A 14112-nucleotide genomic window follows, 5' to 3' on the forward strand; every position below is an offset into this window, starting at 1 on the left:
ACGCTGTGGCATATGGCCTGGCGTAGGGCGTAACACACCGGCCAGGTGGCGTAACATTCCGCTAACCGCCATCCCCGTTATGGGTGGCACAGTGAGCCCATGTCCCGGCGGCCACACTTTCCTCCCAAGGACTTTCCCCGTCCTGTCACTCGGGAGTACGCCGGTAGCCGGGCAGACGCGGCGCGTTGGGTGCGCGACGTGTTGCGCAGCCAAATTCTGGAAGGCGCCTACGGCGGATTGGCTGCCGCGCGCCCGGCGCTGCCGTCGGAATCCGCTCTGGCCGCCGAACTGGGAGTCAGCCGCAACGCCATTCGCGAGGCGCTAGATCTGTTGCGGGGGGAAGGTTTGATCACTCGCGTGCAGGGCTCCGGCACGTTCGTCACCGGCGCGAAGTTGCGCCAGCACCTCGATCGGCTCGAAGGTCTTGCCGAATCCCTTGCTGGGCACCGGCTTCCGGTCGACAACAAGGTGCTGTCGGTGCGTGAATCCACCGCCACCCCGTTTGTGGCGGCCAAACTGCAGCTGCCCGAGAACGCCCCCATCCTGTTCATCGAGCGGCTTCGTTCGGTCGGCGGGCTGCCGCTGTCGCTGGATACCACCGCGCTGCGTATCGGGGCCATCCCTATAGACGCCGAACTCGACAAGCAGGACGTCTTCGCCCTCATCGAGCGGGAGCTGGGCGAACGCCTGGGTTGGGCCGAAATCACCGTCGAATCCGTCTTGGCGGACCCCAATACCGCCTCACTGCTGCAGATCCGCGCTGGCGCGCCGCTGCTGTTGTTGCACCGCTTGACCCATCTGCGAGACGGCACACCGTTCGACCTGGAGACGGTGCGCTACCGCGGTGACCGATGCTCGCTGGTCACCACTGCCACCCGGGAGGACGCACCGCCGCCGTAGTCGGCCGATCCACACCGCGACAACGATTCACCCACACCAATTGAGAGGCGGCACAGTCATGCCCAAACAACCCAACATCGTGTACTTCCACGTCGACAACCTCGGGCTCGGCGAGCTCGGCTGCTACGGCGGCGGAATGTTGCGTGGAGCCGACACCGCCCGCATAGACGCGTTCGCCGGTGAAGCGCTCAAACTGTCGCACTTCGTCGTCGAGCCCCAATGCACACCAACGCGTTCCGCGCTGATGACCGGTCGCTACCCGATCCGGTCGGGAAACCACACGATTGCGTTGGGCGGCAACGACGGCGGCATTGTGGCCTGGGAGCGCACCATGGGCGACATCCTGTCGGAGGCCGGCTACGCCACGGCGTGTTACGGCAAGTGGCACATCGGAGCCGAGGATGGACGCTGGCCCACCGACCACGGATTCGACGAGTGGTACGGACCCGCCCGTACCTACGACGAATGCCTGTGGCCGGACGATCCCTGGTACGACGGCGATCGCGACGGCTACTCCTACATGTACGACGGCACAAAGCGGGACGGCGTGCGCGCCACCGACCAGCAGTTGACCGTCAAACTCAAAGGCGAAGTCGACGCGGAATACGACCGGCGGGCAAAGGCGTTCATGAAGCGCAGCGTCGATGCCGGCAAACCGTTCTACCTGTATCACAACCACTCGCTGATGCATTTCCCGATGGTGGTGCGCGAGGAGTTCAAGGGCAAGAGCGCCAACGGCGAATGGGGTGATTCGTTGCTGATGCTCGACAACGACTTCGGCAGCATCCTCGATACGCTGACGGAGCTGGGCATCGCCGACGACACGATCGTCGTCTTCGCCGGGGACAACGGCCCCGAAGATCATCTGCTGGGGCGGGGTACTGCCGGATTCTTCGACGGTTCGTATTTCAGTTCCGCCGAGGGCGGGATTCGCACCCCATGTTTGATCCGCTGGCCGAACAGGGTCGCGGTCCGGGAGAGCAACGAGATGGTGCACGTCACCGACATGTTCCCGACGTTGTTGCGCTGGGCTGGCTGCGAGGTTCCGGCAGACCGCATTATCGACGGTATCGACCAGCGCGACTTCTTCAGTGGCGCACAGGAATCCAACCGCGAAGGTTGCATGGTGTGGCTGAACGAAGAGTTACACGCGGTCAAGTGGTCCCAATTCAAGATCAGCTTCAAACGCCAGCAGCATTTTCACGATCCCGAGATTCCCCTCGGGTTCGCCCGGATCATCAACCTTCTGGAGGATCCGAAGGAACGGGAGCCTGTCAATCAGGCTTTCGTGCGGTGGTGGGTGATGCAACACGCCCGACGCATCATTCGCGACTTCGAGGTGAGCGCGCAGGCCGAGGAACTGATCCCCGCCGGTGCACCGATCGACTTCGTCCCCACCCGCCACGACTAGGCCGACCCGCAGATGGCCGGTATGCGACCCTCGAACGTGTATGGCGCACAATCAATAACCATCCTGGAAGGCCTCGATGTCGTTCGCAAGCGGCCGGGCATGTACATCGGGTCCACCGGGGAACGCGGCCTACACCATCTGATTTGGGAGGTCGTCGACAACGGCGTTGACGAAGCCATAGCCGGCCACGCCCGCCGCGTGGACGTGACGCTGTTGGCCGATGGCGGGGTCGAGGTGACCGACGACGGGCGTGGGATTCCGGTCGCGATGCACGCGACCGGAATCCCCACAGTGGACGTCGTGATGACCCAGCTACATGCCGGGGGCAAGTTCGACGCGGACTCCTACAACGTCTCCGGCGGCTTGCATGGTGTCGGGGTTTCCGTCGTCAACGCGTTGTCCACGAGACTTGAGGTGGAAATCTGCCGCGACGGCTTCGAGTGGTCGCAACATTACGACTGTGCCATCCCGGGCACCTTGATCCGCGGTCGGACCACGACGCGGACCGGCACGACAGTCCGGTTCTGGGCCGACCCTGACATCTTCGAGACCACGATGTACAGCGCGGAGACCGTAGCCCGTCGACTGCAGGAGGTGGCTTTCCTCAACAAGGGCCTGTTGCTGACGCTGACAGACCAACGCTCGGTCGCTGCCGGCCCCGATGCCGCACACACGCGAGCCTTCCATTACCCCGGCGGCCTAGCGGATTACATCGCCCACATCAACCGCGCTAAGTCTCCGATTCAGCCCAGCATCATCGCATTTTCGGGGAGCGAACCGGGACGCGAGGTCGAGATTGCGATGCAGTGGAACGCCGGCTATTCGGAGTCGGTGCACACCTTCGCCAACACCATCAACACCCACGAGGGCGGCACGCACGAAGAGGGCTTCCGCGCGGCGCTCACATCGGTGGTGAACAAGTACGCCAAAGACAAGAAACTGTTAAAAGAAAGCGAGGCCAACCTCACCGGGGACGATATCCGCGAGGGCTTGGCAGCGGTGATCTCGGTCAAGCTCGCGGAACCGCAATTCGAGGGCCAGACCAAGACGCGGTTGGGCAACGCCGGCGTCCGTTCCTTCGTCCAGAAGATGTGCCATGAGCAGCTTACCCACTGGTTCGGGGCCAACCCGGCCGAAGCGCGGGTCATCGTCGCCAAGACCGCGTCTTCAGCGCGAGCGCGCATCGCGGCCCGCAAGGCGCGTGAGCTGGTGCGCCGCAAAAGCGCAACCGACCTCGGTGGCCTGCCGGGCAAGCTCGCCGACTGCCGCTCCACCGATCCGCGCAAGTCGGAACTGTATGTGGTGGAGGGCGACTCGGCAGGCGGCTCGGCCAAGAGCGGCCGCGACTCGATGTTCCAGGCCATCTTGCCGCTGCGCGGCAAGATCATCAACGTCGAAAAGGCCCGCATCGACCGGGTTTTGAAGAACACCGAGGTCCAGGCGATCATCACCGCGTTGGGCACCGGCATCCACGACGAGTTCGACATCGCCAAGCTGCGCTACCACAAGATCGTGCTGATGGCCGACGCGGACGTCGACGGCCAGCACATCTCGACGTTGTTGCTGACGCTGCTGTTCCGGTTCATGCGGCCGCTGATCGAGAACGGGCACGTGTTCTTGGCGCAGCCGCCGCTGTACAAGCTGAAGTGGCAGCGCAGCGATCCCGAATTCGCCTACTCCGACCGCGAGCGCGACGGGTTGCTGGAGGCCGGCCAGAAGGCAGGCAAGAAGATCAACAGAGACGACGGCATCCAGCGCTACAAGGGTCTCGGCGAAATGGATGCCAAGGAATTGTGGGAAACCACAATGGATCCCACCGTACGGGTGCTGCGCCAAGTCACGCTCGACGACGCCGCGGCGGCCGACGAGCTGTTCTCCATCCTGATGGGCGAGGACGTCGACGCGCGTCGCAGCTTTATCACCCGTAATGCCAAGGACGTCCGCTTTCTAGACACCTGAACAACGACGGACATCAGGCGACCAGCATCAGATAGGCGACTACGACCAGCGTCAACGACACGACCGACATGCCGACGAGTAGCACCGCGCGTCGTGGGTGCACCGGCTGAGGCAACGGGCGCACCGTCAAGGCGCGGCGACGCCGCACCCCCACTGCGTAGACGGCCAACGCAAGAACAGCCGCTGGCCCTGCGATCGCCACGCGCGCAGCGAGGCCGCTCGAACCGGAAAAGTCGCGGTCCTTGAGGAGCACCAACATACCGGATCCGACGATGGACAGAGAGGTTCGCGTCCAGGCCAAGGCCGTGCGCTCCGGCTGTAGCCCGCGGTCGGCCGGCGTGGCCTCCGCGAACGTCACCGACCGCCCCCGATGCCCGCCAGCGCCAGGGCCACCGTCGCCAGGCCGATGGCAATTAGGGCCACAGCCAGGTAGACCGGCGTCGCCGGTCGGGGCAGCGGTCGATCGAGGCGGATCGCACGATCGACGTGCCTCCAACGCTGCAGTCCCGCAACCGAAGTCAACATCGCCGTTGCACCCACCGCGCCGGCGAGCGCGTGCCGCACCCCCGGTACGGCGAATTCCGGCATGAACTGCACGACACCGACTGCCGCGGCAAGCAACCCCAACGCGGTCCGCTGCCATGCCAGGAACGTCCGCTCGTTTGCCAGCGTAAATCGATAGTCTGGTTCGGCGCCGGGCGCTGCAGATCCCATTGACCGGTCTGCGGTGCCCAGTTTCAGTGCGGCGCCTGAGGTTTTCACAATCACTCAGTCTTTCGCGTGCAGCGCCGGTGTACCAGGAAAACCGAGGTGGCGTAACTCAGTCTTCATTTGCGCGCTGCCGGCTCTAAATGATGCCGCGTCACCCCGGCGAACTTCAACCAAGACCCGGTGCCATCACGCCGTGACCACCGGCGCGCTGAGCGCTGAGATGGCGTAACGATGGTGCAACGTCCAGTGATCGAGCGGTAATAGAAAGCCTCGACGCTGGACTGCGTGCACGATGTGACGATAACCGCCCGGCCCGGCCGTTGCACCCTCCGGGCCGCTGCAGGGCCGCGCCGGCGGCGTGTTCGAGCGGCGGCCGCCGCCACGTCAATCCTCGTGCCCGCACTGCAGGCGCTGAGCGGATGCGGCGTGCTGACCGAGAACGCCATCGTGATCAACGTGGGATATCAGTCCAAGACCATCAACACCGTCAACGCCGGAACCTTGATGCGTGACCGCGGCGAGTTCGAAAGCGAGCTTCATCAACTCGGCACGTCCACAGGCCGCAAGTACCGCGTAGTGTGGCAGGACTTCTCCTCCGGTGCACCGCTGACGGCGCAGATGATCGCGACCCACGTCGACATCGGGTCGATGGGCGACTATCCGTTGCTCACCAACGGATCCAAGACCAAGAAATACGACGACGCTCAAACCAAATTGATCGCTACCACCGGCTACAGTTTGCGCGGTTCGCTGAACCAGGTCGTGGTCCCTAACGGCTCCGCAGCCCAGACCCTGGCCGACCTAACCGGCAAACGGGTGTCAACCAGCCTCGGGTCGGCAGGCGACGGGATGATCTCAACCGCGTTGCAGCGCAACGGTATCGACTCCCACTCTGTGCACACAGTCAACCAAGATCCGTCGATCGGAGCGTCGGCCATCGACGGCGGGCAGGTGGACGCGCTGGCACAGTTTGTGCCGTGGCCACAACTGGTGATTTTCCGCAACCAGGGCAGGCTGCTCTACGACGGCGGCGACAACAACGTGCCAACGTTCCACGGTGTCGTCGTCCGTAAACAGTTCGCCGACGCCAACCGCGACGTGACGGCCGCATTTCTGCGGGCGATGAGGACGACTACCCACTACATCGTCACGCATCCGCTGGCGGCCGCCCTCCGGGTGAGTCAGTTGACCGGCATCGAACCCGAAGTTGTCTACCTCTATAACGGCCCCAACGGGCTGGTGTCGTTCGATATGACGTTAAAAGACCAATTGGTGAAGGCCCTCGACGCAATCAAGAGGTTCCTGGTCGCCCGAGGATCGGTAAGCAAGGACTTCGACGTCGCGTCGTTTGTCGACGACGTGTATCTGCGGCGGCTGTTCGGCGGCGACTATGAGCGCTTGCGCGCCGACGTGGCCAACCCCAGCACCCTGAGCGGATACGACGACCTGTGCCGGCTGCCCGTCGGCGATCCGGCGCAGGCCTCGGAGTTGTGGGTCCAAGGGACCGACACTACTGCGGTGGCCGCGACACCGACTTGCCTGCTGCGCCGAGTAGCCGCCAGCGCGGCGGTGCGGACCGCGTACGTCCCGGACACCCTGACACGCACCCGCTTGTTCGCCAATCATGCTGTGTGGCTTAAGGACCCGGCCGCGCCACCTACTCAGCGATACAAACCATTCGCCACCGGTGCCGGCGCCGACGCCTACCGTGCGAGGCATCCGACAGCCTCACCACTCGCCTACCGGGCAGCCGTGGCACAGTCGCGGTCCCCGCAGTAGCCGACAACTGAAATCAGAAAGGAAGGAGCTCCCGTTGACAAGCACATTGAGTCGCCTGGGAGCCGGCGTCGCGCCCGCGCCGGCCACCCCGGTCTCGGCACCGATGCTCAGACCGGACCGACGGATCGCTACCCGCATTCCGACGGCTATCCAACGCCGCACCGCGGCCCTGGTGTTGCCGCTAGTCCCGATCGTCGCGTTTGTCGCGCTGTGGCAGGTGCTCACCGCTCACAACGTCGTCGCCTGGCTTCGGTTCAACCGAATGCCCGCCCCCATGCGTGTTGTCGAGAGGCTCGGGACGCGGATCAGCTCCGGCGGCTACTACGACGACTTGCTGGCCAGTCTGCAACGGATCCTGCTCGGGTTCGGGCTCGCCGCCGCGGTCGGTATCGCCCTTGGCATTCTGGTCGGGCGCTCGTCGACGGCACGGATGACGTTGCGGCCCTTCATCGAAATCGTCCGGCCCATCCCCGCGATCGCTCTGGTGCCGCTAACCATCCTGCTGTTCCCCTCAAGCGAACAAGGCATCGTGTTCATCACCTTCTTCGCCGCGTTGTTTCCGGTGGTCGTCAGCACCATCCATGCCACGGAGTCGCTGCCAAAAGTATGGGAAGAAGCCGCCAAAACGATGGGCGCGAGCCGGATTTCGCTCCTGTTGCACGTGATCCTTCCGGGGGCGCTGCCCGGCATCTTCGCGGGCCTGTCCGTCGCCATGGGCGTGGCCTGGATCTGTGTGGTCAGCGCGGAGATGATCTCCGGGCAGTTCGGCATCGGTTACTACACCTGGCAGTCGTACGGCCTGCTGGATTACCCGGGAGTGGTCGTCGGCATGATCTCAATCGGCGCGCTGGGTCTGATGACGGCGTGGGCGGTGGAGCGCATCGGCCGCCGCATCAACCACTGGTTGCCGAGGGCGAGCCGGTGAGCGCCGGCGCCGTGCGCCTCGACCGGTTGAAGCTGGGCTTTAACGGAGTCGTCGCTGCCGACATCACCCTGGACATCGATCCGGGCGAGGTCGTCGTCCTTCTGGGCCCGTCGGGGTGCGGCAAGTCCACGATTCTGCGAGCGCTGGCTGGGCTGCTCACCCCGCTGAGCGGGCACGCCACGGTCGACGGCGCACCAGTGGCGGGCAATGCAGCCCAATGCGCCATGGTGTTTCAAGAGGATGCACTGTTCCCGTGGCGCACCGCGCTGAAAAACGTCATGTACCCGATGCGGCTGCGGGGCATCCGCGGCAGGGGCCTAAAGACCGCGGCGCAAAACCGCCTCGCCCAGGTGGGCCTCGGTTCCTACGGCGGTCATTTGCCCAGCCACCTGTCCGGCGGCATGCGGCAGCGGGTCCAGTTGGCTCGCACCCTCGCATGTGAGCCGAAGGTGATGCTGATGGATGAACCCTTCGGTGCCCTGGATGCCCAGACCCGACTGGAGATGCAGCGGCTGCTGATGAAGGTGTGGGAGCAACAGAAGATGACCATTCTGTTCGTCACCCACGACGTCGACGAGGCGCTGCTGCTCGCCGACCGGATCGTGTTGTTGAGCCACCGGCCCGCGACCGTCGCCGACGTCATCACAATCGACGAGCCTCGCGCCCCGCAATCCCAATTCACCGGCGCCTATCAGCGCCGCCGCCACGACATCCTCGCGTTTCTCGGGCACGACTCGGCCGCGACAGCATAGGTCGCGCTCACCGACGATGGCCCGTGAGGAAACGCTCCGACCGCCATCCACTTCACCGGAAGGTCAGCAAGAGTGATGACTGAGACCGATCTGCGAGCAACCGGAGAACTTACCGCAATCGCGCCGGGCATACGCCATCGGCCGTACCACTCCACCGGACGCGAACAACGGGGCGCCCTCCCCGACGATCGGCTGCGGCTGGTCGGCGCGACGCGGGCAGCGTCCCCCACACACCACGCGGACGTGGCCCAGGCTCGGCTGTTCGCCGACCTGTTGCGCGCGGAGCACGCCGAACTCGGCGCCGCCGCAGGCCTCGGGCCGCACCTGCGTCCGCGGCCGTGCACCTCTGAGCAACTTCGGCAGTTGCAGGCACGCATGAAGGAGATCCGCCGACTTCTCCATGCACTCGAGAAGCGCTTTCGCTGTTGATGATTGCCATACGCTTCGCGCCTATCGACAGCGGCGCGCTGTCAGAACGGCGCCAAGCACGGTGAGACCCCAAACCCCCGTCGCGCGTAGCAGCGGCGCGCTTGCCGGCAGCGACTCCGTCCTCGGCGCCGCTGAGGATTCTTTGATTCGTTACGTGACTCCGGCTCGCCCCGCCGGATCAAGGCGAGAAGTAAAGGCGGTGTTTTCAGGAAACGCAGCGGGTCGGCGGTTCAGGGTTTTGAGCGCAGGCCGTCCATGAGGACGTTCAAGAGGCGGCTCGCCCGGGCCTCATGCCCGGGCGGCTTAGCCACGGTGAAGACCCCGATGAGGCCGGCGGCGATGTCCTCGGCACTGACATCGGCGCGGAGCTCACCTGTCGCACGACCGGCGTCGAGGATGTCATCGATGGCCGCAAGTAGTTCGGTCCGAGTCCGGGCGTGTCCAATCTCGCCGGATTCGACCATCGCAGCCAGGGTGTCGAGCATGCCGTTCTTGGTTGCGATCCAGTCGCCGAACAGATCCATCCATCGTCGCAGCGCTGCCGGCGGGGGAAGCTTGGCGAGCAGGTCGCGGGCGCCCGTGGTGAGCCGCGAGACCTGATCGCGGTAGACCGCGTCGACCAAGGATTCGCGGTTGGGAAAGTGCCGGTACAGGGTGGCGATGCCCACCCCGGCTTCGCGCGCGATTGCACGCATCGACGGCTCGGTGTCGGCGGACGCGAACACACGCGTCGCCACTTCGAGGAGTTGGTCGCGGTTACGAGTTGCGTCCGCTCGCGGCCGGCGATCCTCTGAGCCATCCAAAACGGATCACGCTCCGGTTATGTTAGGGTGGGTGTTGCAAACGGAGCATAGTCCACTACAGCTCCTCTCATTACCTCCGAAGGAGCCCGGGAGAACATGCAGGAACAGCGCATAGCGACGTCGGTGAGCACCGGCCGGGTAGTCCGCCTCGAGTCGTTCGGCGGCCCGGAAGTCCTGGGTCTCGGCCAGGTGCCGGCACCACAGGCCGCCGCGGGACAGATCCGCGTGCGGGTCAGGGCTGCGGGGCTGAACCCGATGGACTGGTTCATGACCTCCGACGCGGACACCGCCGCCCGGTTCGGGCTGAGGCTGCCGTGCGGGTTCGGCACCGACTACGCAGGGGTGGTCGATCAGATCGGTGACGGTGTGACCGGCTTTGCGGTCAGCGACCGGGTGTTCGGTGGCGTTCTGTCGCGCGCGGTCGCCGACTACGTCGTCATCGACGTCGCGGGAACCGTCGCGTCGGGCGGCGAGGCCCACCACACGCCCGACGGTGTCGACGACCGCACCGCCGCCACTTTGGCCATAGCGGGCTCCACAGCCTCCGCCGCGCTCGCCGTCGTCCATCCCGGTCCGGGCGATACCGTCCTCATCGGCGGCGCGGGAGGCGGAGTCGGTGTATTCGCCGTCCAGCTCGCACGCATCGCGGGCGCGCGGGTGATCGGAACGGGATCGGCGTCCTCGGCCGCCGCCCTGCGCGCCCTCGGGGCCGAGCCCGTCGCCTACGGCGACGGCCTGGCCGAGCGGGTCGGCAGGCTAGCTCCCACCGGCGTCACCGCCGCGATCGACCTGTACGGGACCGAGACGGTTCAGACGGCGCGGGAACTCGGCGTCCCCGACGAACGGATCACCACCATCGCCGCACAGGTCGACGGCATCACTGCGGCCAACGGCGCCAACGCCGCTCCTGGCGCTATCGACGAGATCGCCCGTCTCGTCGCGTCGGGCCAGCTTCGAGTGCCCATCGCGGCGAGCTTCCCCATGGAGCGGATCCGCACCGCGGTCGAGCTTCAAGCAGGCCGGCACGTGCACGGCAAAGTCGTCATCGACATCTAGTCATCGCCAGGGCCGGAACGCACTGCAGCTCGTCGAGCGCAGCGTGGACCCCGATCGGTCGCTGCCGATCACCCAGATCACGAAGTGCTCGACCGCATCAGCGCGAGCCGGCCGCACCGATACGAAAAGGATCTGCATCTTGATCGACGTTTTGATCGTGGGGGCTGGACCGACAGGCCTCATGCTCGCGTGCGAACTCGCCCTTGCCGGGGTCCGGCCCGTGGTGCTCGACCCGACGCCCGGGCCGAACCCGCAGCCGAGAGCGGCTGGTGTGACCGGCCAAGGTCCGCGGCTGCTCGACCACCGGGGGTTCTGTGAAAAGCTGTCGGGCACCTCCGATCGCCTCCGTCCGATCGCGCAATTCTCGTTCGGGGCTCTGCCGGTAAATTTCAGCGAGGTCGCGGACTCTCGGATGTACATGCTCGCCGCACCGCAGGCCGAGCTGGCCCAAGAGTTGGCGCGAGAAGCGGTAGGTCGCGGAATCGACCTACGTTGGGGTCATCGCCTCGCCGACTTCGCGCAGCATAACGACTTGGTCACCGCTCTAGTAGAGGGACCAGACGGCCCGTACGAGCTGACCACCCGCTATCTGGTCGGCGCGGACGGCGGGCACAGTTTGACGCGCAAGCTTGCCGGGATCGACTTCCCTGGTATGTCCTCCCAAGACGTGGTCACCCGTCTGGGGTTCGGGGTGCTGCCGCCCGAAGACCGGGCGGACGACGTACCCGGCCCGCTGCCATTCCGGCGAGGCGCACGCGGCTTGTTCTTCTGGGGACAACCGCCAGGCAAGCAGCCCGTCCTCGGCTCGTTAGAGCTCGATCCCACGGCACGAGACGAGCGCGCCGCCGAAGACGACCTTGAGCCGATGACGTTGACAGAGCTGCAAGAGAGCCTCGAACGCGTCACCTGCGCCCCATTCCCGGTCCGAGTCGCCGGATCAGAGAAGGACGTGCATTTCCGCCGCTTCATCGGCATCAACTCGCGCATCGCTTCCCAGTACCGCGCCGGCAACGTTTTCCTCGTCGGCGACGCCGCGCACGTGCACTTCACCATGGGCGGACCTGGACTCAACCTGGGTCTGCAGGACGCAGTCAACTTAGGCTGGAAGCTCGCCCAAGTGGCGCGCGGTCACGTGGAGCCGGCCTTGCTGGACACCTACGAAGCGGAACGCAAGCCGATGGCGCGTCGCGTGCTCACCAGCACCCGGGCGCAGCTCGCGCTCATTCGGCCGGGGTCCGAGATGACGGCGTTACGGGAAATCTTCGGCGAACTGCTCGCCGACTCACAAACCGCAAGTCGCATCAGCGATCTTCTGTCCGGAGCCGACGTCCGCTATCCCGTGCCGGAAGGAGCCCACGAGCTCGCCGGCTGGTGGGCCCCTGACCTGACCATCGAGACCCAAGCCGGACCCAGACGGCTTGCCGAGCTAGCCCGCGACGGCAAGCCCGTGTTCCTCGACTTCACCGGCGACGGCATATCCGAATTCCGCAGCCAGCTCGACGAAGGCGTAGCGGTCGTCATCGGCAGTCCAATCGAGCGAGTCGCCGCCAACCGGATGCTCATCCGACCAGACGGTATCGTCGCGTGGGCGGGCACAGCCGAGCGCCCCGATCACGACGGCCTCCAACACGCCCTGCGGCACTGGTTCGGCATTGACCTCACAGCAGCACGCACCAACCCATCCCGCGACAAGCGATGCGGGTCTAACTGGGAAACACGAAACTGAATTCGCTGATCGGTATCGCATGCGGCCGGTGAATAGTAGATGACGGTGACAAAAAGCTCCCTACGTTGCGACGTCGTGGCTGCCGCAACGGGTCGATATGGCCAAAGCGCCTCGATACCACCGGCTTACAGCAACGCGATGAAGGCGCTCGACGTCGAGCGCAATCTCCGCTGTCCCGATACGGGGAAATGCTGGCGACGGGCCGGGCTTCGCACGTATCTCTCTGTGGCTGTTAGGTGTCGATGTCGAGGCCGGGTACAAGAGGGCGCTGGTAGTCGTCGGCGGACATGGATCGGCGCGGCGCCATGCACGAGTCGTATATGGAGGGTTACCAGTAGAATCTGATCCGATGAGCTAGCAGCGGTCCTGCAATATCTAGAAGAAGACGAGAAGACGGCGCGTGAGAATGGCCGCAACGACCTAGCGGCCCGGATCGGCACCCAACGGCGCAAGCTTGTCGAACCACCTCCGGCTAATCTTGCTGCACTGCTCAACGACATTCCTGATGAGCTGGAAACCAGCTTTGAGGCTGGGGGAAGCGGTGACATTCTCACCGGCGACACGATCACTTACATCCGCAAAACCGCCGAGGAGATCGACCGCGACCAGTGACGCGGGCGCCGGGCGCCGCGGGCTGAGCGGTGGGCTGGAACTGACCACACCCGATTGACGCTAGAGCCCGGACGGTACGGACTGGCCGTTTACCGTCACCTCGACCTGGCCCGTCTTCTGGTTGTACTCGATCCGGCCGTGCTCGAAATTCGACACGAGCAGATCGCCGTCGACGTTCGCGTCGCTGACGGGCAAGCCCAGCGGACCTGCCGAACCGTTGGTACCAGTGATCTCAGGCCTGCCGTTCGGATCGCGTGGGACATTCCAGGCCTCCCGGATCTTGCCCAGGGTGATATATGCGGGCGTGCCGGCGGCATCATTCTTGGCGGTGATCACCCCGCCCTGAAATTGCTGAAATACCACGCCGCTTTCCCGCTTTCCCGCGTTACGGTCACCCGTCAGCGGCTTGCCGAGCGCCTTCTTCTGATCCTCGGTTGCCGACGAGTACTTGGCGGCGATTGGGCCGGTCAGAGTCACCTCAACGTCGCTCTCCCCGATGAGCTTCACCTCGGTGGGCTGCGCTGGGGTGGTAGACGTGGACGTGGCGTTCACCGCGACCTGAGGCGGCGCTGACGCGCCGCCGCTTTTGCCATCGCTGCAGCCGCCGGTGATCAACGCGGCGGCGGTCAGGCAGACGGCTGCGGCGTGGCGGTTCGCGATCGTTGTCATGAGCTTCCTCTCTCATTCGGCCGGGGTTACCACCGAACCACTCGATGGGCGAAGGCTCCTCGCATTCTTCGTCGCTCCGAACGAACTTACGCCGTGGCTACAGACCGCGACCTGAGCACTGAAACAAGGATGATCGGCGCTCGATGGAATCCCCCCGCGAGCTCCGGGGCGAGGTCTGTGACAGCCCCTCGATGTTCGGCAAGCGAGATACGCACGAGTTACATATGCAAGAGCTAGCGGTAAAACCTGCCGCCTTAAACCGCGCGATGACATTGTTATGCTCTCCCTCCCGGCGGTGAGAAAGGTTGCGTCCGCCAAGGTGGTGTACGAGTCGGGGACCGATTTGGTGACCGGCGTGTCGTAGCCGAGTGATTGAAGGT

13 protein-coding genes are annotated in these 14112 nt (G+C 65.1%); 9 read left to right on the forward strand and 4 right to left on the reverse strand.

Going from position 1 to position 14112, the window contains the following annotated elements; all coding sequences use genetic code 11:
- The first annotated feature begins 198 nt into the window (after positions 1-198).
- From BST14_RS21345 to gyrB, 3 genes are read left to right on the forward strand one after another with little or no spacing between them, the layout of a single operon-like run.
- A complete protein-coding gene (locus tag BST14_RS21345) occupies positions 199-900 on the forward strand; it encodes a GntR family transcriptional regulator (RefSeq protein WP_083066363.1) in 702 nt (233 codons plus the stop codon).
- Between the two features lie 58 nt (positions 901-958).
- Positions 959-2311: an arylsulfatase gene (locus BST14_RS21350; protein WP_083066351.1), complete on the forward strand. Its 1353-nt coding sequence runs from the start codon at positions 959-961 to the stop codon at positions 2309-2311.
- A gap of 21 nt (positions 2312-2332) precedes the next feature.
- Entirely contained in the window at positions 2333-4270 is a 1938-nt protein-coding gene (gene gyrB / locus BST14_RS21355) for a DNA topoisomerase (ATP-hydrolyzing) subunit B (RefSeq protein ID WP_142279527.1), read from the forward strand.
- A 13-nt stretch (positions 4271-4283) separates the two neighbouring features.
- On the opposite strand, the gene BST14_RS21360 is transcribed toward gyrB, so the two are convergent.
- Positions 4284-4628, reverse strand: a complete 345-nt coding sequence (locus BST14_RS21360) for a DUF202 domain-containing protein (RefSeq protein ID WP_083066353.1) — start codon at positions 4626-4628, stop codon at positions 4284-4286.
- Positions 4625-4984, reverse strand: coding sequence for a YidH family protein (locus tag BST14_RS21365; protein WP_083066354.1), 360 nt, complete (start codon positions 4982-4984; stop codon positions 4625-4627). Before BST14_RS21365 ends, BST14_RS21360 begins: the two co-directional genes overlap by 4 nt.
- 390 nt (positions 4985-5374) lie before the next feature.
- Here BST14_RS21365 and BST14_RS21370 point away from each other — a divergent pair, with 390 nt between their 5' ends.
- From BST14_RS21370 to BST14_RS21385, 4 genes are all read left to right on the forward strand, one after another.
- The gene (locus tag BST14_RS21370) at positions 5375-6760 is read left to right on the forward strand and encodes an ABC transporter substrate-binding protein (protein WP_245845591.1); all 1386 of its coding nucleotides are present in this window, start codon (positions 5375-5377) and stop codon (positions 6758-6760) included.
- 103 nt (positions 6761-6863) lie between these two features.
- Positions 6864-7685, forward strand: coding sequence for an ABC transporter permease (locus BST14_RS21375; protein ID WP_083066366.1), 822 nt, complete (start codon positions 6864-6866; stop codon positions 7683-7685).
- A complete protein-coding gene (locus BST14_RS21380; RefSeq protein ID WP_083066365.1) occupies positions 7682-8437 on the forward strand; it encodes an ABC transporter ATP-binding protein in 756 nt (251 codons plus the stop codon). The genes BST14_RS21375 and BST14_RS21380 overlap by 4 nt, the downstream gene beginning before the upstream one ends.
- Before the next feature lie 75 nt (positions 8438-8512).
- The gene (locus BST14_RS21385) at positions 8513-8866 is read left to right on the forward strand and encodes a hypothetical protein (protein WP_083066355.1); all 354 of its coding nucleotides are present in this window, start codon (positions 8513-8515) and stop codon (positions 8864-8866) included.
- 230 nt (positions 8867-9096) lie between these two features.
- Here BST14_RS21385 and BST14_RS21390 read toward each other — a convergent pair whose 3' ends face one another.
- Positions 9097-9669 carry a TetR/AcrR family transcriptional regulator gene (locus BST14_RS21390; RefSeq protein ID WP_083066356.1) on the reverse strand — a complete coding sequence of 191 codons (573 nt, stop codon included), beginning with the start codon at positions 9667-9669 and terminating at the stop codon, positions 9097-9099.
- Between the two features lie 96 nt (positions 9670-9765).
- On the opposite strand from BST14_RS21390, the gene BST14_RS21395 reads away from it, so the two are divergent.
- Together BST14_RS21395 and BST14_RS21400 are read left to right on the forward strand one after the other, a co-directional pair.
- Complete coding sequence (locus tag BST14_RS21395) at positions 9766-10725, forward strand: NADP-dependent oxidoreductase (RefSeq protein WP_083066357.1); 960 nt, start codon at positions 9766-9768, stop codon at positions 10723-10725.
- Positions 10726-10864: 139 nt separating this feature from the next.
- The gene (locus BST14_RS21400; protein ID WP_083066358.1) at positions 10865-12451 is read left to right on the forward strand and encodes an FAD-dependent monooxygenase; all 1587 of its coding nucleotides are present in this window, start codon (positions 10865-10867) and stop codon (positions 12449-12451) included.
- A 672-nt stretch (positions 12452-13123) separates the two neighbouring features.
- Here the strand turns inward: BST14_RS21400 and BST14_RS21405 are convergent.
- Positions 13124-13732 carry an LGFP repeat-containing protein gene (locus BST14_RS21405; protein ID WP_083066359.1) on the reverse strand — a complete coding sequence of 203 codons (609 nt, stop codon included), beginning with the start codon at positions 13730-13732 and terminating at the stop codon, positions 13124-13126.
- Positions 13733-14112: the final 380 nt, after the last annotated feature.

The sequence above is a fragment of the Mycobacterium arosiense ATCC BAA-1401 = DSM 45069 genome, assembly GCF_002086125.1.
Classification (GTDB): Bacteria; Actinomycetota; Actinomycetes; order Mycobacteriales; family Mycobacteriaceae; genus Mycobacterium; species Mycobacterium arosiense.